This window comes from Hydrogenophaga sp. (assembly GCF_018780075.1).
GTDB lineage: Bacteria > Pseudomonadota > Gammaproteobacteria > Burkholderiales > Burkholderiaceae_C > Hydrogenophaga.
On sequence record NZ_JADMKB010000089.1, the window covers coordinates 1 to 18,329 of the forward strand.

20 protein-coding genes are annotated in these 18,329 nt (G+C 68.5%); 18 read left to right on the forward strand and 2 right to left on the reverse strand.

Going from position 1 to position 18,329, the window contains the following annotated elements; genetic code table 11:
- Together IV088_RS14825 and IV088_RS14830 are read left to right on the forward strand one after the other, a co-directional pair.
- On the forward strand, positions 1-207 hold a 207-nt coding region (locus tag IV088_RS14825), incomplete at its 5' end, for a methylated-DNA--[protein]-cysteine S-methyltransferase (RefSeq protein ID WP_291103438.1).
- Positions 208-289: 82 nt separating this feature from the next.
- Entirely contained in the window at positions 290-1,501 is a 1,212-nt protein-coding gene (locus IV088_RS14830; protein ID WP_291103441.1) for a multidrug effflux MFS transporter, read from the forward strand.
- 6 nt (positions 1,502-1,507) lie between these two features.
- Here IV088_RS14830 and IV088_RS14835 read toward each other — a convergent pair whose 3' ends face one another.
- Complete coding sequence (locus tag IV088_RS14835) at positions 1,508-2,599, reverse strand: DUF72 domain-containing protein (protein ID WP_291103444.1); 1,092 nt, start codon at positions 2,597-2,599, stop codon at positions 1,508-1,510.
- Between the two features lie 572 nt (positions 2,600-3,171).
- On the opposite strand from IV088_RS14835, the gene IV088_RS14840 reads away from it, so the two are divergent.
- The 15 genes from IV088_RS14840 (at position 3,172) to IV088_RS14910 (ending at position 16,554) form a co-directional block, all read left to right on the forward strand.
- Entirely contained in the window at positions 3,172-3,372 is a 201-nt protein-coding gene (locus IV088_RS14840; RefSeq protein ID WP_291103446.1) for a Flp family type IVb pilin, read from the forward strand.
- Positions 3,373-3,498: 126 nt separating this feature from the next.
- Entirely contained in the window at positions 3,499-3,681 is a 183-nt protein-coding gene (locus IV088_RS14845) for a Flp family type IVb pilin (RefSeq protein WP_291103448.1), read from the forward strand.
- Between the two features lie 121 nt (positions 3,682-3,802).
- A complete protein-coding gene (locus tag IV088_RS14850) occupies positions 3,803-4,411 on the forward strand; it encodes a prepilin peptidase (RefSeq protein ID WP_291103450.1) in 609 nt (202 codons plus the stop codon).
- Between the two features lie 11 nt (positions 4,412-4,422).
- Entirely contained in the window at positions 4,423-5,787 is a 1,365-nt protein-coding gene (locus IV088_RS14855; RefSeq protein ID WP_291103453.1) for an ATP-binding protein, read from the forward strand.
- Positions 5,788-5,789: 2 nt separating this feature from the next.
- Positions 5,790-6,641, forward strand: coding sequence for a Flp pilus assembly protein CpaB (gene cpaB, locus IV088_RS14860; RefSeq protein WP_291103456.1), 852 nt, complete (start codon positions 5,790-5,792; stop codon positions 6,639-6,641).
- A 13-nt stretch (positions 6,642-6,654) separates the two neighbouring features.
- Positions 6,655-8,211 carry a type II and III secretion system protein family protein gene (locus IV088_RS14865; RefSeq protein ID WP_291103459.1) on the forward strand — a complete coding sequence of 519 codons (1,557 nt, stop codon included), beginning with the start codon at positions 6,655-6,657 and terminating at the stop codon, positions 8,209-8,211.
- Between the two features lie 12 nt (positions 8,212-8,223).
- Positions 8,224-8,523 (forward strand): hypothetical protein, encoded by a 300-nt coding sequence (locus IV088_RS14870; protein WP_291103462.1) that lies wholly within the window; start codon positions 8,224-8,226, stop codon positions 8,521-8,523.
- 28 nt (positions 8,524-8,551) lie between these two features.
- Positions 8,552-9,838 (forward strand): TadE/TadG family type IV pilus assembly protein, encoded by a 1,287-nt coding sequence (locus IV088_RS14875; RefSeq protein ID WP_291103469.1) that lies wholly within the window; start codon positions 8,552-8,554, stop codon positions 9,836-9,838.
- A 1-nt stretch (position 9,839) separates the two neighbouring features.
- Complete coding sequence (locus tag IV088_RS14880; RefSeq protein WP_291103471.1) at positions 9,840-10,334, forward strand: TadE/TadG family type IV pilus assembly protein; 495 nt, start codon at positions 9,840-9,842, stop codon at positions 10,332-10,334.
- 8 nt (positions 10,335-10,342) lie between these two features.
- Positions 10,343-10,804 (forward strand): TadE/TadG family type IV pilus assembly protein, encoded by a 462-nt coding sequence (locus IV088_RS14885; protein WP_291103473.1) that lies wholly within the window; start codon positions 10,343-10,345, stop codon positions 10,802-10,804.
- A gap of 36 nt (positions 10,805-10,840) precedes the next feature.
- The gene (locus tag IV088_RS14890; protein ID WP_291103475.1) at positions 10,841-12,010 is read left to right on the forward strand and encodes an AAA family ATPase; all 1,170 of its coding nucleotides are present in this window, start codon (positions 10,841-10,843) and stop codon (positions 12,008-12,010) included.
- 49 nt (positions 12,011-12,059) lie between these two features.
- Positions 12,060-13,421, forward strand: a complete 1,362-nt coding sequence (locus tag IV088_RS14895) for a CpaF family protein (RefSeq protein WP_291103478.1) — start codon at positions 12,060-12,062, stop codon at positions 13,419-13,421.
- Positions 13,422-13,425: 4 nt separating this feature from the next.
- Entirely contained in the window at positions 13,426-14,403 is a 978-nt protein-coding gene (locus IV088_RS14900) for a type II secretion system F family protein (protein ID WP_291103481.1), read from the forward strand.
- A gap of 3 nt (positions 14,404-14,406) precedes the next feature.
- Complete coding sequence (locus tag IV088_RS14905; protein WP_291103484.1) at positions 14,407-15,366, forward strand: type II secretion system F family protein; 960 nt, start codon at positions 14,407-14,409, stop codon at positions 15,364-15,366.
- Positions 15,367-15,390: 24 nt separating this feature from the next.
- A complete protein-coding gene (locus IV088_RS14910; protein ID WP_291103487.1) occupies positions 15,391-16,554 on the forward strand; it encodes a tetratricopeptide repeat protein in 1,164 nt (387 codons plus the stop codon).
- Here the strand turns inward: IV088_RS14910 and IV088_RS14915 are convergent.
- Positions 16,547-17,047 (reverse strand): DUF72 domain-containing protein, encoded by a 501-nt coding sequence (locus tag IV088_RS14915; protein WP_291103490.1) that lies wholly within the window; start codon positions 17,045-17,047, stop codon positions 16,547-16,549. The two genes, IV088_RS14910 and IV088_RS14915, sit on opposite strands and share 8 nt — an antisense overlap.
- Before the next feature lie 635 nt (positions 17,048-17,682).
- Here IV088_RS14915 and IV088_RS14920 point away from each other — a divergent pair.
- A partial coding sequence (locus tag IV088_RS14920) for a hypothetical protein (protein WP_291103493.1) occupies positions 17,683-18,329 on the forward strand: 647 nt, incomplete at its 3' end.

Sequence of the window (18,329 nt, forward strand, 5' to 3'; positions counted from 1 at the left end):
GCCGAGATGGGCGACAAGCACCTGGCCCGCGCCATCGGCCAGGCCATGGGCGCCAACCCGTTCGCGCCGGTCGTGCCCTGTCACCGCGTGCTGGCGGCGGGCGGCCAGCCCGGCGGCTTCTCGGCCAGCGGTGGCGCCATCACCAAATGGCGCCTGCTGGAGATCGAGGGCCACCGGCCCGGCGGCGAACCCTCGCTGTTCGACTGACGTCCGTGCGCCGCGCCGCCGCGGCAAAAGGTTGTTCTGGCGGCGCCGGGCGGCATTTTTGCTGCACCGCGACAATCGCCCGATGCTCTCTCGTTATCTCAAAATGGTCCTGGTCCTGGGCCTGCTCTCTGCCATCGGACCGTTCGCCATCGACATGTACCTGCCCGCGCTGCCCGACATCGGGCACAGCCTGGGCGCCGAGGTGGGGGCGGTGCAGCTGACCCTCACCGCGTTCTTCCTCTCGATCGGCCTGGGGCAGCTGCTCTACGGCCCGGTGTCCGACATGGTGGGCCGCAAGCCGCCGCTCTACGCCGGCCTGGTGCTGTTCACGCTGGCCAGCGTCGGCTGCGCGCTGGCCACCGACATCCACACCCTGGTGGCGCTGCGCTTCCTGCAGGGGCTGGGCGCGGCGGCCGGCATGGCGATTCCGCGCGCCATCGTGCGCGACCTGCACACCGGCGCCGAGGCCGCGCGCCTCATGTCGCTGCTGATGCTGGTGTTCAGCGTCTCGCCCATTCTGGCGCCGCTCGCGGGCAGCGGCGTGATCGCGCTGACCGGCTGGCGCGGCGTGTTCTGGGTGGTGGCGCTGGCGGCGGTGGCCGGCATGCTGCTGGTGCGCGGTGCGCTGGCCGAAACGCGCAACGACGCCGCGCGTGTAGACAGCAGCCTGGGCAGCGCGCTGCGCGCCTACGGTGTGCTGCTGCGCGACCGGCATTACCTGGGGCTGGTGCTCATCGGCGCCTTCGCCATGGCGGGTTTCTTCGTCTACCTGGCCGGCTCGCCCTTCGTGCTGATCAACCACTACGGCCTGACCCCCACGCAATACAGCCTGGCGTTCGGGCTCAACGCGGCCGCGTTCATTGGCTCCGCGCAACTGACCGGCACCCTGGGGCGGCGGTTCGGGCTGGCGCCGCTGGCGAAGTGGGCCGCCTCGGCCAGCGGCCTGGTGATGTCGGCGCTGCTGGCGTACTACCTGAGCGGTGGTGACCGGCTGGTGGTGCTGGTGGTGCTGTACTTCGTGGCCAGTGCCTTCATGGGGCTGGTGATTCCCACCGTGTCAGTGCTGGCGCTGGAGGCCCATGGCGCGATTGCGGGCACCGCGTCCGCCCTCATGGGCACGCTGCAAATGCTCTGCGGGGCGGTGGCCATGGGCATCGTGGGCCTGTTCGCGAACGGCCGGCCGCTGCCCATGGTGGTGGGCATGGCGTCCGGCGCCCTGACCGCGCTGGCGCTGACCTGGATCACCCTGCGCACACCTGTGCACGCCACGCCCGTGCAGCGCGTGCGCGGTTGATACGGCTCAAGGGCCGGGGGCCTCAGCGCCCGCCAACCCCTCCGCCAGCGCCCGTGCCGACAGCGGCGCGCAGCCCTCGGCCTTGTTGCTGATCGTCACATAGGCGTTCTGCCCCGCGCCCGTCACGCCACGCACCGTGCGCGCGATCAGCGCGCGCGTTTCCTCGTCCACGTCGTGGATGCGGTCGTAGGGTTCGTAGGAACGCTGCGCGTCTTCGTAGCCGTACGCGCCGTGCAGCGGGTTCAGGTTCCAGCGGCAGACCATGGGGCCGGGCCACAGCGCGCGCAGCAGCGGCAGTTGCTCGGCCAGGCGCGGCATCTTGGCGTGCAGACCCAGGCAGTAGGTGGCGCCGGTCTCCTTGAGCACGGCCGCCAGCTGCGGCGCGATGGTGGGCGAGAGCCACTCCGGGTCGCGCACCTCCACCGCCACCACGCCATCGGGCGTGGCGCCGCGCACATCGGGCAGCGCCCGCAGCATGGCGCGCAGCCGCTCCAGCAGCAGCGGCAGGCGCTGCAACTGCGAAAACGGCAGCGGGCTGAGCTGGAACACCAGCGCACCCACCTTGTCGCCCAGCCCCGCCAGCGCGGGGTTGATGAACTCCTGCGTGGCTAGCACCGGGTCCAGAAACGCGGTGTTGGGCTGGCGGCCCTGGCCCTGTTCGCCGCGCACCAGCGCGTCGGTCACCAGCGCGGGCGCCTTCACCACGAAGCGGAAGTCATCGGGCACCTGGGCGGCGTAGAGGGCGTACTGCGCCTCGGTCAGCGGGCGGTAGAAGCTGCGGTCGATGCAGACGCAGCGCAGCAGAGGGTGCCGCGCGTAGGCGGCCAGGCCGTTCTTGGCCAGCACGGCTTCGCTGTACGGCTCCTCGTCCCAGACGATGCCGGCCCAGCCGGGGTAGCTCCAGGTCGAGGCGCCGAGGCGGATGTGTGGGTTCAGGTTCGCGGCCAGTGCGCGGGTGGCGTCGCCGTGCGCGAGCGGCCGCACCTCGCTGGCTCGCCGGCGGGGCGCAGCGGGCGCGGCCGTTGCCTCCGCCGGTGCGGGCGCCGTGGCGGGCGGCGAAGAGGGGGCCGGCGGAGCGCCGAACAGGTCGTCCTGCATGCTGCAACGGGTGGTTTCCGGGGTGGGTGATCGAGCCGGGATGTTAGCCCTCCCTGTGTGCGACAAGCCCGTCCGCGTCGGGGCCGGCGCGGCGTCCCCGGCACCCACCGTGCACCCCCGCCGTTCGCCGCCCTGGCACCCGCGTCCGCACGAATGTCTGCCGGTTGGGGTGTGGTTACGTCTACATACCTGATCCGTGATGTTTCGTCTCTTTTAAGCAACGATGCTTGAATGTTCGAGCGCCGATTTCGAGACAAAAAACAGGGGAGAAACCCGAACGACTGTTACCAGATGGCCGGACCAGCGGCGCCTTTAGAGGATAAACGGCGTTTATTGTGAAAAAAATCACCAAAAATAGTTACTTCATGATCGGCGGCGGCCTAATTTGTAACAATGAATACCCTTGGGGGTTGCGAAATTTGATCGGGAGGCGCAGAGTGTATTCATGAGTTACAGGAAGTGTGTTTTGTGACTTTTTTTGTTTCACAAAGTACGCGTTTCCAGGGGCTCATGCAGTCATTGGTCGCTCATGGGGGGTGGCTGATGGTTTCAACCTTTGCTTGGAGCTGGACATGAAAAAGTTTCTGAATGTGACCCGTCGTTTTCTGCGTGACGAAGAAGGCGTGACCGCCATCGAGTACGGCCTGATCGCGGCGCTGATCGCGGTCGTGATCATCGTCGGCGCGGGGCTGGTGGGGACCAACCTCAACACCCTCTTCACCGGCATCTCCGGCTGTCTGCAATCCCCGCCAGTTGGGGCCATCTGTGGCTGATCACCGGTGATGCGTGTGGCTGACCGTGAGCCTGAATCCAGGGCCAGCGGTCAGGCCACCCGCTGCAGGCGGTGCATGCGCCCCGCCGCCCCGAAGAAGCAAACACACAGACACAGGGCTTCATCCATGACCAGGCGATCCAGCGGTTTGCGCCAACGCCAAAAAGGCGTCAGTGCCATTGAGTACGGCCTGCTGGCCGCACTGATTGCCTTGGTGGCCATCGTGGGCATCGGCGCGCTCGGCAGTGCCAACGGGGCCGGGTGGGACGCCTGGGTGGCCCAGGTGGTGGCGGTGATCGCAGGCCTCTGAGCCTGGAGGGCGTCCGGCGTTCATGGCTGCCATCACCGGAGACACACCGGTCGCAGCGCGGTTTCATACAGACAGGCAAGCGGGTTCATTTCGGTCGATCAACCAGAACAAGGAGTTGGGCATGACCATCGACATCGCACCTGGCCATTGGCAGGTAGGGGGCTTGGGCCTGCTGGCGCTGTGTCTCGCGCTGGCCGTGCTCTCCGACGCGCGGCAACGCCGCATCCCGAACGCGCTGGTGCTGGTGGCCTTGCTGGCCGGTCTGCTGTGGAATGCCTTCGGTCCCCAACCTTTCAGCCAGAACCCTGGCCTGTTCTCTCCCTACCCCGGTGCCCTCGGCGTGGGGGCCGCTCTGCTGGGCGCGCTGGTGGCGCTGCTGCTCTTTCTTCCCTTCCATGTCCTGCGCGTCCTGGGCGCCGGTGACGTGAAGCTGTTTGCCGCCGTCGGCGCCTTCGCCGGCCCGGCCGCGAGCGTGAACCTGGCCTTGTGCGTGCTGGTGGCCGGCGGCCTGCTGGCGCTGGCCCGCATGGCCGTGGCGCGCAACGCCCGCCTGGTGATGCAGAACACGCTGACCTCGCTGGGCCAGATGCTGCCGGGCACGGCCGGCTCCTTTGACGCCCGCACCCAGACCGCCTGGCGCATGCCTTACGCGGTGGCCATCGCCGGTGGCGTCGCCGGCTACGCCGCCTGGACCCTCTCGGGCCGGGCCCCCCTGATCGCGTTCGGTTGATCGAGCCCGCCATGATCGAACTTGCCCAGCCCTCGCCATCGCCCTCGCTGCTGCTGAAGCCGGCGCCGGTCGACACCTTCGGCGACGGCCCCGATGTGGCCGGTCTGCCCGCCAGCTTCCTGGTGGACCTGGCGCTGCGCCACCTCTCGCGCAAGGGCGAACTCAAGCTCTATGCGCTGGCGCAAGCACTGGGCCTGGGCGTGACAGTGCTCGATGGCCTGCTGGGCCAGATGCGCACGCTGGCGCTGGTGGAGGTGCCGCGCCGCGGCACGCTGGAGGGCGACATCAGCTACACGCTGACCGACCTGGGCCATCGGCGCGCACGCATCGCCTTCGACCGCTGCCAGTACCTCGGGCCGGCGCCGGTGCCGCTGGGCGAGTATGTGGCCCAGGTGCGCGAGCAGAACAGCCAGCTCCAGCCGGTGCGCGAGCTGCGCCTGCGCGCGGTGCTGGCCAGCATGGTGCTGCCGGCCGCGCTGCTGCCCAGCCTGGGCAGCGCGATGAATTCGGGCAAGGCGATCTACCTGCACGGCGCCAGTGGCACCGGCAAGACCTTTCTGGCCGAGCACCTGGTGCGCACGCTGGAGGGCCATGTCTGGGTGCCGCACGCGATTTATGTGGACGGCGAGGTGGTGCAGGTGTTTGACCCGATCGTGCACCGCGAGACGCCCGACGATGCCGCCGCCGGGCTCGGCCGTGGCCTGCAGCGCGACCTCTCCAGCGACGGGCGCTGGGTGCGCTGCGAGCGGCCGGTGGTGATCGTCGGTGGCGAGCTCATCCTCGACACGCTGGACCTGGCCCACGACCCGCACACCCGGGTGCACACCGCGCCGCCCCAGCTCAAGGCCAACAACGGCATCTTCGTGGTCGACGACCTGGGCCGCCAGCGCGTGAGCCCGACCGAGCTGATGAACCGCTGGATCGTGCCGCTGGACCGCCATGTGGACCACCTGACCCTCAGCACCGGCACCAAGTTTTCGGTGCCCTTCGATGTGCGGGTGATCTTCTCCAGCAACCTGCCCCCCGACAGCCTGGTCGACCCCGCGTTCGCGCGTCGCCTGGGCTACAAGATCGAGATCGAGCCGCTGGACGCCGACGGCTACCGCGAGGTGGTGGCCCAGGCCTGTGCCCGCGCCGGGGTGCCCGAGCACCCGGCCGGGGTGGCGCACCTGATCCACACCCTGCACCCGCGCCACGCTCAGCCTTACCTGCCGTGCATTCCCCACGACGTGGTGAGCAAGATCGCCGATCTGGCCCGCTACCGCCAGCGCCCCCCCAGGCTCACGCCCGAGGCCCTCGACTGGGCCTGGCACAACCACTTCGGCCTGCCGGTGCTCGACGCCCCGGCCGCTGACCGGCCCCTTTCAGGAGAGTGACCATGCAGAGCAAACGGGCGATTTTCATGTTGTTGTTGTCGTTGCTGGCGGGCGCGGCGGCGGTGGTGCTGGCCGCCCGCTGGCTGGGCCAGCAGGCCGGAGGCGATCGAACGCAGGTGCTGGTGGCCACGCGAGACCTCGACCTGGGGCAGGGGATCACGGCCGAGATGCTGCAACCCGTCGCCTGGCCCACGGACAACGTGCCCAGCGGGGCGTTCACCGACGCCAAGCTGCTCGAAGGCCGGGTGGTGCGCAACCCGATGTTCAAGGGCGAGCCGGTGCTGGAGCCCAAGCTCGCACCCGTGGGCACCAAGGCGGGGCTGGACTCCATCATCAAGCCCGGCCACCGCGCGATCTCGGTCAAGGTCAACGAGGTGGTCGGTGTGGCCGGCTTCCTGGCGCCCGGGAGCTTCGTGGACCTGCTGGTCAACATCCGCGACGACCGCGAGTCGACGGTGTCCCGGGTGGTGCTGGAACGCATCATGGTGCTGGCGGTGGCGCAGGAAGCCCGTCGCCCCGACGAGAACAAGCCCAAGGTGGTGAACGCCGTGACGCTGGAGGTCACGCCCGACCAGGCCGAGAAGATCGACCTGGCGCGCAACGTCGGCACGCTCTCGCTGATGCTGCGCAACCAGGTGGACGTCAAGGACGACAGCCACACCACCGGCGTGCGCCGCGAGGACCTGTTTGGCGACGCCAAGCCGGCCCCCGCACCCGTGGTGGCCGCGGCACCGGTGCGCCGTGCCGCGCCCCGACCGGCGCCTCGCCCGGCGCTGGCGGCCGCGCCCGCCGCCCCGCCCGCCGCCACCGTCGAGGTGATCCGGGGCACCCAGAAATCCTCCGCCAGTTTCTAAGGATCGAGCGATCATGAACACCCCACTGCTGCGCGTTCTCAGTCTCGCCCTGACCACGGCCGGCCTGCTGGCCCCGGGGCTGGCCCAGTCACAGACCGCCGTCACCCGCGGCGTCACCACCACCCGCGTGGCCGCGCCACCGCCGGCGTCGGCCGACATCAGCACCGACCTCGCCACCGTCGGCCCCTCGATGGACCTGACCGTCGGCAAGTCCACCCTGCTGCGCATGCCCACCGAGGTCACGCGCATCTCGCTGGGCAACCCCACCGTCGCCGACGTCACCCTGATCAGCCCGACCGAGCTCTACCTGCTGGGCAAGGCCTATGGCTCGACCAACCTGATCGTCTGGCGCAAGGGCGCGGGCGCAACGGCCATCGACGTCAACGTCAACATCGACTTCAAGCGCATGCAGGCCAAGCTGCGCGAGCTGCTGCCCGCCGAAACCGGCATCCAGGTGCGCCCGGCGGCCGACTCGGTGATCCTCTCGGGCACCGTCTCCAGCGCGGTCAAGTCGATGGCGGCCGAGGAGATCGCCAACGCCTTCGTGCGCGATGTCAACAAGAGCCTGGTGATGCCCGTGGTGGCCGGAGACAACCGCGCCGAGTCGGGCACCAAGCTGACCGTGTCCACCAGCAGCGGCGGCTCGGGGGTGTCGGCGGCGGCGCGCACGGCGGGCGCCCGCGTCGTCAACCTGCTGGGCGTGGCCGAGGCGCAGCAGGTGATGCTGGAGGTCACGGTGGCCGAGGTGTCGAAGAAGCTGCTGGACAAGATGGGCGTGAACCTGCTCTCCTCGCGCACCAACAACAACTGGACCTACACCCTTGGCAGCGCGTTCGGCGGCGACGGCCGCGGCCTGCTCGGCGCGATCAAGGACATGGGCCACACCACCATCAACATCGACGCCGAGAAGAGCGATGGCCTGGTCAAGATCCTGGCCGAGCCCAACCTGGTCGCGATCAGCGGGCAGGAGGCCAGCTTCCTGGCCGGCGGCAAGATCTTCATCCCGGTGGCACGCAGCAACGACGCCACCGGCGGCACCACGATCACGCTGGAAGAAAAGGAATACGGCGTCGGCGTCAAGTTCACGCCCACCGTGCTCGAAGGGGGCCGCATCCACCTCAAGGTGGCGCCCGAGGTGTCGGAACTCTCGCAGACCGGCACGCCGTTCACCACGGTGGCGGGCGTGACCTCGATCCTGCCGAGCTTCACCACGCGCCGCGCCTCGACCACGGTGCAGCTGATGGACGGGCAGAGCCTGGCCATCGCCGGCCTGATCAAGAACAACGCCCGCCAGGCCATGGACGCCGTGCCCGGGCTGGGCGAGATCCCGGTGCTGGGCTCGCTGTTTCGCAGCAACGAATTCCAGGGCGACCGCAGCGAGCTGATGTTCGTGATCACGCCGCGCTTGGTCAAACAGCTCGACCCGGGCTACGCGCTGCCGACGGACAGCTACAAACCGCCCAACCGGGGCGAGTTCTTCTTCGGCAACCAGATGGAAGGCAGCGGCCGCTCCGACATGGCGCCGGGCCGCCCCGCCCCCCAGGGCGCAGGCAACCTCGAAGTGAAATAAGGAGCGCCCACCATGAACCACCTCACCGTCTCCCTCTCGCGGACCACCCTGGGCCTGGGCGCGACCTTGCTGGCGCTGGCCGGCTGCGCCAGCTCCACCCCCACGCTCGACGCCAGCTTCGGCAACGCCGTGCGCGAAGCCCGCGCCGCCCAGACGCTGAACCCCAAGGCCAGCGCGCAGAACACCCAGCCCGCCCTGGGCATCGACGGCAAGGCCGCCAACGAAGCGCAGGGCCGCTACGTCGATTCGTTCAAGACGCCGCCCCGGACCTTCGAGGTCATCAACATCGGCGGCTCGATCACCGGCGACTGAGCAGGACCGGGCCTTCGGGGAGAACCACATGCACGCACGACGCTTCCGCCACCCCGCCGCTGCCCGCCAGCGCGGCGCGGTCGCGATCATGCTGGGCCTCACGCTGGCGGTGCTGATCGGGTTCGCCGGTCTGGCCCTCGACCTGGGGCGGTTCTTCATCATCAAGACCGAGCTGCAGAACGCGATGGACGCCTGCGCGCTCGCCGCCTCGACGCAGCTGCGCCCGGGCCAGAGCGACCCCAACGCCCTCGACCGCGCGATCGCCTACGGACGGGTGTTCACGACCGGCGGGGTGAGCGTCAACCCGCTGGAGGGCAACATCGATGCGATCCGGAACCGGGTGAACTTCCAGACCGACACGGTCAATGTGCAGGCAGAGAACATCACCTTCTCCGAGGACCTGGCCGGGCCCTATGTGGTGCAGGCTTCGGCCGACCCGAACACGGCCGCCTTCGTGCAGTGCAGCCTGCCGCTGGCGGACATCCCGGTGTTCTTCATGCGGGTGCTCAACCCGCTGCTGACCACGCAGACGGTGTCGGCGCGCGCGGTGGCCACGCTGGCCTCGTCGGCCTCGGCCTGCGCAATTCCGGTGGCCGCCTGCAAGGCCCCGGGCTCCACCGCGGCCAGCAATTTCGGCCTGAGTGTCGGGCAATGGCTGGTCCCCCCCGCTGGTCCGGGTTCGCCGTACGGCACCGGCAATTTCGGCTGGATCGATTTCACCCCGCCGGCCGGTGGCGCCTCGGAACTGGCCTCCCTGCTCTCGGGAACGGGTCAGTGCAATGCCTCCGTGGGCGACGAGGTCGGCGAGTCGGGCATGGTGGCTTCGGCCGAATCCCACTGGAACTCGCGTTTCGGCCTGTACCGCCCCGGTGCCGGCAATCCGCAACAGGCGAGCTCACCACCGGACTTCACCGGGTACGGCTACACCCTGTCGAACTGGCCGGCCGGCGCCAATGCCTACGCGGGCGTGCAGGCCGGGGTGCCCAACTACCGCACGGCGCTCGCGGGCACCATGCCTTATCAGGAAAGTCCGCCCAACCCCTACACCCGCCTCACGCAGGCACAGCACACGTCCCAGGGCCGGCACCGGCGGGTGCAGGTGGCGCCGGTGGTGGATTGCACCGCCTGGGCCAGCGGCGGCACCAACCCGGAGATCGAGGGCTGGGCCTGCGTGCTAATGCTCAACCCGATGCTGGGCAGTTCGCCGGTGCCGGCGATGGAGTTCCTGGGCCTGAGCACGACCGCGGGCAGCCCTTGCGCCACCAACGGCGAGCCCGGCACCTTCGGCCCCCTGGTGCCCCAGCTGGTGCAGTGACATGGCACGCACACGCCAACCCCAGCAGGGCGCCATCGCGGTGGAGTTCGCCATCGTGCTGCTGCCCATGTTGATCCTGTGTTTCGGCATCACCGAGCTGGGCCGGGCGCTGTACCTCTACAACGGCCTGGTCAAGGCCTCCCGGGGCGCCGCGCGCCACCTCTCGCAGCAGAACCTCGCCAGCCCGCCCGCAGGGTCCACGGCCGATGGCCTGCGCCTCAACGCGCGTTCGCTGGCGCTGTGCGGGGCCTTCGATTGCGCGGACCGGCCGCCGCTGGTGCCCAACCTGACGCTGGCCATGATCAGCGTCTGCGACCCCGTGCTGTGTCCGACGACCCACGCCAACATCTCGACCGGCCAGGGCACGACCAGCCTGGTGACGGTGACGATCGGTGCCGGCGACAACCGCTACCCCTTCACGTCCGTCGTGCCCTGGGTGGTGCCCAGCATCAACTACTCGCCGGTGGGCATCACCATGGCGGCGAGCACCAATTGAGGCACGGCATGTCCCGGACGACCTCCCTGTCTGCCAGCCGCCGCCTCGGGCAGCGCGGCGTGGCCGCCGTCGAGTTTGCCATCGTTTCGCTGGTGTTCTTCACGCTGCTGCTGGGCATCATGGAATTCGGTCGCTGGCTGTTCCTGCTCAACGGCGCCAACGAGGCCACGCGCCTGGGCGCGCGGCTGGCCGTGGTCTGCAGCATCGACGACGACGAAGACAACCTCACCGGCATCCGCGCCCGCATGAGCGCGATGACCGGCGGCGGCATTGCGGCCGACCGCATGGTGCTGGACTACGCGCCGGCCAGCTGCACCACCGACACCTGCCGCACGGTGACCGCGCGCATCGTGGGCGCGGACTTCACGCCCCTGATTCCGTTCTTCGGCCTGCCGCTGCCGATTCCCGAGTTCCCGACCAGCCTGCCGCGCGAGTACATGAACAGCACCGGCAACCCGGTGTGTCCCTGAACCTGCCATGGCCCTCTTCCTTTCCGATTGTTTCGCATGACCACCAAGTTCTCTCTGATCTGTGCCACCGCTGAACACCGCCAGCGGGTGTTGAACGAATGCGCCAGCCCGTCCGGGGTGGAGATCACGGTGCATGTGGGGGGGGCCCGCAATGCGCTGGCGGTGATGCAGAAAGAGCAGCCCGACGTGCTGCTGCTGGATCTGGACCAGCCCGATGAATCGGCCTACGAGCTGATCGACGCGGCCACGCAACGGGTTCCGGGCGTGATGGTGCTGCTGGTGACGGCCGACGCGTCGATGAACGCGCTCAAGCGCGCGATGCGGGCCGGGGTCCGCGACGTGCTGGCGGCGCCGCTGACGTCCGACACGCTGAAGCTGGCGCAGGACTACCTGCGGGATGCCCAGGCGAACTCGTCGCGCTTCTCCGATCGTTCCGGCGAGGTGCATGCCTTCCTGTCGGCCAAGGGGGGCTGCGGCGCCACCTTCCTGGCGACGAACCTGGGCTACCTGCTGGCCAAGAGCGGCCGCCGGGTGCTGCTGATCGACCTCAACCTGTACTTCGGCGATGCCGCCACGTACCTGAGCGACCGCAAGGCGCCGGCCAGTGTGGTGGACCTGGCGCGGCAGGCGCACCGGATGGACGCCGCGCTGCTCGATGCCAGCGTGCTCAAGGTGCGTGAGAACCTGGACCTGCTGGTCGCGCCCGAGTTGCCGTACCAGCTGGAGGGCGTGACCGCGGACAACGTGGCCGCCATGATCCGGCTGGCGCACACCGAGTACGACTTCATCCTGCTGGACCTGGGGCGCACCCTGGACCCGGCCACCGTCAAGGCCCTGGACATGGCCGACCGCGTGGTGCTGATCGTGGAGCAGACCCTGCCGGCGCTCAAGGACGCCCGCCGGATGGTCACCGTGTTCGACGAGCTGAGCTATGGCAAAGACAAGTTGCGGCTGGTGATCAACGGGTATTCCAAGAGCGCGCTGATCCGCACCGAGGACGTCGAGAAGACCATCGGCCTGAAGGTCACCCGGCACATTCCGGCCAGCGAAGAGGCGGTGCTCAACGCGATCAACCGGGGCGACCCGCTGCCGCGCATCAGCCCCCGCGACCCCGTTTCGCGTGCCCTTCAGCAGTGGGCACAGGATGTGTCTCCGGCCCAAGTCCGGCCAAAGAGCTGGTTTGCCACCCTGACCGGCGGCCTGTGAGTTGTCCGACCGGCAGCCGCCCCGCGTGTCCACCGACCGAAAGACCGACATGAACCTTCGAGACCTGTCCCACGAATTGCGCAGCCCGCTGCGGCCCGGCGAGCCGGGGCGCGATGCCGCAGAGCCTGGCCAGGACCAGGCGGCCTTCCACGCCTTGCGCAGCCGGGTGCACCACCAGCTGCTGGGCCGCATCGATCTGGAGGTGATGGGCACGATGAAGCCCGAGCGCCTGCGCGAGGAGCTGGGCATCCTGGTCGAGCAGTTGCTGCTGGAGTCCGGCGCGGCGCTCAACGCGATGGAGCGGCGGCGCATGGTGGTGGAGATCCAGGACGAGGTCATGGGCCTGGGGCCGCTGGAGCCGCTGCTGGCCGACCCGACGGTGTCGGACATCCTGGTCAACGGGCCCTTCCAGGTGTTCGTCGAACGGCGCGGCCGCCTGGAGCTCACCGACGTGGTGTTCTCCGACGCGGACCACCTGATGAAGATCATCGACAAAATCGTCTCGCGCATCGGGCGCCGGGTCGACGAGTCCAGCCCCATGGTGGACGCGCGCTTGCAGGACGGCTCGCGCGTGAACGCGATCATTCCGCCGCTGGCGCTGGACGGGCCGCTGCTGTCGATCCGCCGCTTCGCGGTGGTGCCGCTCACGATGCACGACCTGATCGACAAACGCTCGCTCACGCCGTCGGTGGCCGAGCTGCTCTCGGCCATGGTCAGGGCCAAGATGAACATCCTGATCTCGGGCGGCACCGGCACCGGCAAGACCACCTTGCTCAACGTGCTGTCGGCCTCGATCCCGCACCACGAGCGCATCGTGACCATCGAGGACGCGGCCGAGCTGCAGCTGCAGCAGCCGCACGTGGTGCGGCTGGAGACGCGCCCGCCCAACATCGAGGGCAAGGGGGAGGTGACCCAGCGCGCGCTGGTGCGCAACAGCCTGCGCATGCGCCCGGACCGGGTGGTGCTGGGCGAGGTGCGCGGCGCCGAGGTGCTGGACATGCTGCAGGCCATGAACACCGGCCACGAGGGCTCAATGGCCACGGTGCACGCCAACTCGCCGCGCGACGCGCTGACCCGCCTGGAGAACATGGCGACCTACGGCGGCGCCGCGATCCCGCAGGACGCGATGCGCCAGCAGATCAGCTCGGCGATCAACGCGGTGGTCCAGATCGCGCGCCTGAACGACGGCCGGCGCAAGCTCATCAGCCTGCAGGAGATCACCGGCATGGAGGGCGATGTGATCACCATGCAGGAGATCTACCGCTTCACGCAGACGGGCTTGGGCCCGGACGGCACGGTCAAGGGGCACTACCGGGCGACCGGTGTGCGCCCCAAGTTCATGGACCGGCTCAAGGCCTTCGGTCTGTCGGTGCCCGACGCCACGTTCGATCCGTCGCTGATCTTCGAGTGATGCCATGAACCTCAGCCTGGCCTTGTTCGTGCTGTTGGGCTTTCTGGCGGTGGTGCTGCTGCTGGAGGGCGCCTACGTCTACTGGAGCGACACCAAGAGCCCCGAGGTGCGGCGGGTGGAGGAGCGCCTGCGCGCGATCTCCGCCGGGGGTCATGTGGGCGAGGTGGAGCTCAAGCTGCTGCGCCAGCGCATGCTCAGCGACAGCCCGGCCGTGCAGCGCATCCTGCTGAGCATTCCCCGCGCCCACCAGCTGGACCGGCTGATGCAGCAGGCGGGGGACCACAACACGGTCTCGCACTTCCTGGGCGTCTGCGCGATGCTGTTCTTCGGCGGTGTGTTGCTGGGCCTGCTGCTGCGCTGGCCCTGGTTCCTGCTGCTGGGGGTGGCCACGCTGCTGGGCCTGGTGCCGCTGCTGCTGCTGGTGCGCCGTCGCAACAAGCGGCTGCAGAAGATCGAGGCCCAGCTGCCCGAGGCCATGGACCTGATCTCGCGCGCCCTGCGGGCCGGGCATGCGTTCCCGGTGGCGCTGGCGATGGTGGGCACCGAGTCGCCGCAGCCGATCGCCGCCGAGTTCCGCATCACCTCCGACGAGGTGGGCTTCGGGGTGTCGGTCGAAAGTGCCCTCAGCAACCTGGCCGCGCGCGTGCCCAGCCCGGATGTCCGCTACTTCGTGATGGCGGTCGTGATCCAGCGCGAGACCGGCGGCAACCTGGCCGAGCTGCTGGCCAAACTCGCCGAGCTGGTGCGCGAGCGCTTCAAGCTGTTCGCCAAGGTGCGGGTGCTGGCGGCCGAAGGCAAGCTGTCGGCATGGATCCTGACCCTGCTGCCGTTCGGGGTCGCCACGGTCATCGGCCTGCTCAACCCCGGTTACCTGCGCGTGCTGTTCACCGACGAAGCCGGGCTGCTGCTGGTCTATGGTGCCCTCGCGCTGATGGCACTGGGCGTTCTGGTGATGTGGCGCATCATCAACATCAAGGTCTGAACCATGGCCCAACTCACAGGCACTCAATGGTCGTTGCTGGGGCTGGTGTTCCTGGCGGTGGTGGGGCTGATCCTCGGCCTGGGGCTGTGGTTCGGCCGGCGCTCGGGGGTGCAGGAGCGCCTGAACCAGATGGAGGGGACGGCCGAGAAGACCCTTGGCCTCGAAGGCAACGTCGAATGGCACGCCAAGGTGGTCAAGGCGGTCGGACCGATGGCCAAGCTCTCGGCGCCCAAGGAGGGCTGGGAAGATTCGAGCCTGCGACTGCGGTTCATGCACGCCGGCTTGCGGGAGCGGAGCTGGCCGGCGGTGTTTTTTGCCGCCAAGACGGTGCTGGCGCTCGGCCTCCCGGCCCTGTTCCTGCTGGGCACCGGTGCGGCCGCGGTCAAGATGGACACGTACCCGCAGGTCTTCATGCTGCTGCTGCTCGCGACGATCGGTTATTACCTGCCCAACGGGGTGCTGGCGCGGCTGGTGGACTGGCGCAAGACCGAGGTGCAGGACGCCTTGCCCGATGCGCTGGACCTGATGACCGTGTGCGTGGAGGCCGGCCTGGGGCTGGACGCGGCCATGAACCGGGCGGCCAGCGAGATCGGCCTGCGCAGCATGGCGCTCGAAGAAGAGCTCAACCTGGTGGCGCTGGAGCTGCGCATGGGCGTCAAGCGCGAGCTGGCGCTGCGCAACCTCGCGCTGCGCACCGCGGTGGACGACGTGGCCTCCTTCGTCGCCATGATCGTGCAGGCCGACCGCTTCGGCACCAACGTGGCCGAGGCCTTGCGCATCCAGGGCGAGACCATGCGCACCCACCGCCGCCTGCGGGCCGAGGAACGGGCCGCCAAGATTCCGCTGAAGCTGCTGTTTCCGCTGATCTTCTTCATCTTCCCGTCGCTGATGCTGGTGCTCATGGGGCCGGCCATGATCAGCATCTACCGTGTCCTGCTGCCCACCATGGGCGGCAATGGTTGAAGCCTGCGCAAGGAGCACCGCACCATGAAACTCAAGACCACGTTCGCCCTGTTGCCCCTCGCCGGTCTGTTCGGCTGCGCCAGCCTGGTGCCCGCCACGCGCGAGCCACCGGTGGTGCGCTTCGCGCCGGCGCCGGTGATCACGCCCCAGATGTCGGCCGCGCAGAACCGCTACGCGCTGGCGCGCCAGGCGCATGCCATGGGCCAGCTGACGACGGCGGCGCGGCACTACCGGCAGGCGCTCGATCTGGCGCCGGATCATGTCGGGGCGCTCAACGGACTGGGCGTGATCCTGGCGCAGGACGGCCGCACCGCCGAGGCCATCGAGCTGCTGGTGCGGGCGCGGGACCTGGACCCCCAGGCCGGGCATGTCCACAACAACCTGGGCTACACGCTGCTGCGCGAACAGCGGCTGGACGAGGCCGACGTGGCGCTGCGCATGGCGCGCGAGCTGCAGCCGCTGAGCCAGCAGACCCTGCGCAACCTGGCCTTGCTGGACAAGGCCCGCAGCGAGCAGGCGCTGGCGGCCAGTGCGCCCTTTCAGTCGGCGGAGGCGATGGAGGTGACCGCGCCAGCCCCCGCCGTGGCCATGGACGCCCCGACCGACGGGGACCGGCCCCAGATCGTGGCGGTGTCGCCGCAGGTCTACGAGCTGCGCCTGTCGGACACGCTGTCCGGCCCGAACCCGGTGGCAAAGGCGGGGCCGACGGCCGCGCCGCCGGAGGCCCGCGAGATCGCCGAGATCCAGCCCATGCCGGAACCGCAGCCAGGGCACCGGCTGGTGTTCACCCGCGAAATGGCCTCGTTCACCCGCTCGGTGACGGCCTCGGCCGATGGGGCGTCCCGGCTGGAGGTGTCCAACGGCGCGGGAGTGGCGCAACTGGCGCGCCGCACGGCGGACCGGCTGGCGCAGGACGGCGTGGTCTCCGCCCGGCTGACCAACGCCAGGCACTACCGTTTCCCGCAGACGCAGATCGAGTACCTGCCGGGGCAGGACGCCGCGGTGCAGGCGGTGGTGGACCGCCTGCCGGTCCAGGTCAAGCTGGTGCCGGTCGCGCGCCTGGACCGCCACATGAGCCTGAAACTGGTGCTGGGGCAGGATGCGGCGGGCAAGTCGATCGCGGCTTGGCTCGGCGGCCCGTCCGCCCCGCTGGCGCAGGCGGTGCCGGCGGCGCGCCCGCTCAGCTGAGCCTCAGCGCGGCACCAGCCGCTCGGCCAGCGCCAGCGCCGACAGCGGCGCACCCGTCACCAGCGCGGGCGCCTTCACCACGGAGCGGAAGTCGTTCGGGCACCTGGGCGGCGTACAGGGCGTGCTGCGCCTCGGTGAGCGGCCGGTAGAAGCTGCGGTCGATGCGGACGCAGCGCAGCAGCGAGTGCTGCGCGCAGGCGCTCAATCCGTTCTTGGCCAGTACAGATTCGCTGTACGGCCCCTCGTCCCAGACGATGCCGGCCCAGCCCGGGTAGCTCCAGGTCGAGGCACCCAGGCGGACGCGCGGGTTCAGGCCGGCGGCGAGGGCGCGGGTGGCGTCGGCTTGGGGCAGGGGGCGGACTTCGGTGGAGCGACGGCGGGGCGCGGCAGGCGTGGCGTTGTCGTCGCCCGCCGAATCAGGCTCCGCGGCGGGCGGTTTCGGTCGGGTGGGTGGCGGGGGTGCGGGCTGGGCACCAAAAAGGTCGTCCTGCATGGGGCTTTGGTGTCAGCGAGTGGGTCGTCAGTTGCCGGCGCTGACAGGGCCGACCTGTAGATTTGTGACAAGACATTGCAGAATGTCGGCCAGAATGACAAAACAATCCCGTCGCAGGACAGGGGAGGATCTGTGAAGCAAGCGAACCCGTCGATTTGGTCAATGCACGCCCATCCCAACGGGCAGGCTGTCTCCTCTTTCAAGGTCACCAAGAAACTCGCACCGGGAACACCCGGCGCACAAAAGCTGCTGCACCGCTTTGGCGATGCGCTGGTGTGCGTCCGTCACCGCGTCACGCCCGACGGTGAAGCCAGTGCACCACTGTCGAGCTCGTGCTGGAGCAAGTGCCTATCCGTTCGCGCGCCGGCCGGCAGGTGGGCGTTCAAGTCGGCTTCGGTGAAAAGGCACTCCAATCGCATGTCAAGGCGGCGGGCGGGGTCTGGGACCCTGTGTTCCGCCTTTGGAAGTTGCCGCTGCGTGCGGCCCGACAACTGGAGCTGTCCGACCGTGTACGTGCTCTGGAGGAATGAGATAGATGTGGATTCCATATTTATCCAGAAACGCTGCATCTATCCAAAAATGGATGGATGTGGATTTGAACTACGCCGTATAAATCAAAGTTTGGAGTCACAAGAATGCACAACCCCAAACGACGAACGCTAATCCCCATCCTCTACCGGCTGTCGCAGTACGAACTCGCAGATGTTGACAATCTCGTCGTTTGGTTCAAGTCGAGCGCAGAAGCAGAGAGAAAACGAGTAGATGGTCTGCCAACAGACAACGGGCCAGACGATCAGTACAGCGATGCCTACGGGGAGATTGAGTCTGTATCCCACCTGAACTCCGAGCTAGCTGTAATTGCCCTATGGCGATGCGTGGAGCTCAGTAGAAGAAGAGTGATTGGAAACACTCTCGGCACGGAGGCCGCCAAGGACTCTGCATACAACTCAAAGATCGCGAGCGCGCTAAGAAGAATAGATATTAGGGAGACGACTATTCAACGTGCCGAAGATGTGGACGAACTGCGTTGTCTTAACAACGCGATTAAGCATGATGGGTATGTCAGCAGTCAGCTCGCAAAGTTTCCCCATTGGAAGAACGAAAAGGGAGAAGAACTTTCTAACCTAGATTCCGTCATTCCTCGCTTGCGCGAAGCCGCAGATGCATACATTGAGGATCTAATGCACAAAGCCGATGAATGGCTGAACAAGGTCGGAACGAACCCGGGTGACGCCTCGTATCTTCCCCCAGCCAGCTCAACAACCAGCAAGAATGCAGATGT

Bases quoted from the DNA above. Each gene is read 5' to 3' on its own strand.
- IV088_RS14865 (WP_291103459.1), top strand. From the start codon at position 6,655: ATGAACACCCCACTGCTGCGCGTTCTCAGTCTCGCCCTGACCACGGCC.
- IV088_RS14830 (WP_291103441.1), top strand. From the start codon at position 290: ATGCTCTCTCGTTATCTCAAAATGGTCCTGGTCCTGGGCCTGCTCTCT.
- IV088_RS14905 (WP_291103484.1), top strand. From the start codon at position 14,407: ATGGCCCAACTCACAGGCACTCAATGGTCGTTGCTGGGGCTGGTGTTC.
- IV088_RS14915 (WP_291103490.1), bottom strand. From the start codon at position 17,047: ATGCAGGACGACCTTTTTGGTGCCCAGCCCGCACCCCCGCCACCCACC.
- IV088_RS14895 (WP_291103478.1), top strand. From the start codon at position 12,060: ATGAACCTTCGAGACCTGTCCCACGAATTGCGCAGCCCGCTGCGGCCC.
- IV088_RS14890 (WP_291103475.1), top strand. From the start codon at position 10,841: ATGACCACCAAGTTCTCTCTGATCTGTGCCACCGCTGAACACCGCCAG.
- IV088_RS14870 (WP_291103462.1), top strand. From the start codon at position 8,224: ATGAACCACCTCACCGTCTCCCTCTCGCGGACCACCCTGGGCCTGGGC.
- IV088_RS14910 (WP_291103487.1), top strand. From the start codon at position 15,391: ATGAAACTCAAGACCACGTTCGCCCTGTTGCCCCTCGCCGGTCTGTTC.
- IV088_RS14835 (WP_291103444.1), bottom strand. From the start codon at position 2,599: ATGCAGGACGACCTGTTCGGCGCTCCGCCGGCCCCCTCTTCGCCGCCC.
- cpaB (WP_291103456.1), top strand. From the start codon at position 5,790: ATGCAGAGCAAACGGGCGATTTTCATGTTGTTGTTGTCGTTGCTGGCG.
- IV088_RS14875 (WP_291103469.1), top strand. From the start codon at position 8,552: ATGCACGCACGACGCTTCCGCCACCCCGCCGCTGCCCGCCAGCGCGGC.
- IV088_RS14845 (WP_291103448.1), top strand. From the start codon at position 3,499: ATGACCAGGCGATCCAGCGGTTTGCGCCAACGCCAAAAAGGCGTCAGT.
- IV088_RS14880 (WP_291103471.1), top strand. From the start codon at position 9,840: ATGGCACGCACACGCCAACCCCAGCAGGGCGCCATCGCGGTGGAGTTC.
- IV088_RS14840 (WP_291103446.1), top strand. From the start codon at position 3,172: ATGAAAAAGTTTCTGAATGTGACCCGTCGTTTTCTGCGTGACGAAGAA.
- IV088_RS14850 (WP_291103450.1), top strand. From the start codon at position 3,803: ATGACCATCGACATCGCACCTGGCCATTGGCAGGTAGGGGGCTTGGGC.
- IV088_RS14900 (WP_291103481.1), top strand. From the start codon at position 13,426: ATGAACCTCAGCCTGGCCTTGTTCGTGCTGTTGGGCTTTCTGGCGGTG.
- IV088_RS14885 (WP_291103473.1), top strand. From the start codon at position 10,343: ATGTCCCGGACGACCTCCCTGTCTGCCAGCCGCCGCCTCGGGCAGCGC.
- IV088_RS14855 (WP_291103453.1), top strand. From the start codon at position 4,423: ATGATCGAACTTGCCCAGCCCTCGCCATCGCCCTCGCTGCTGCTGAAG.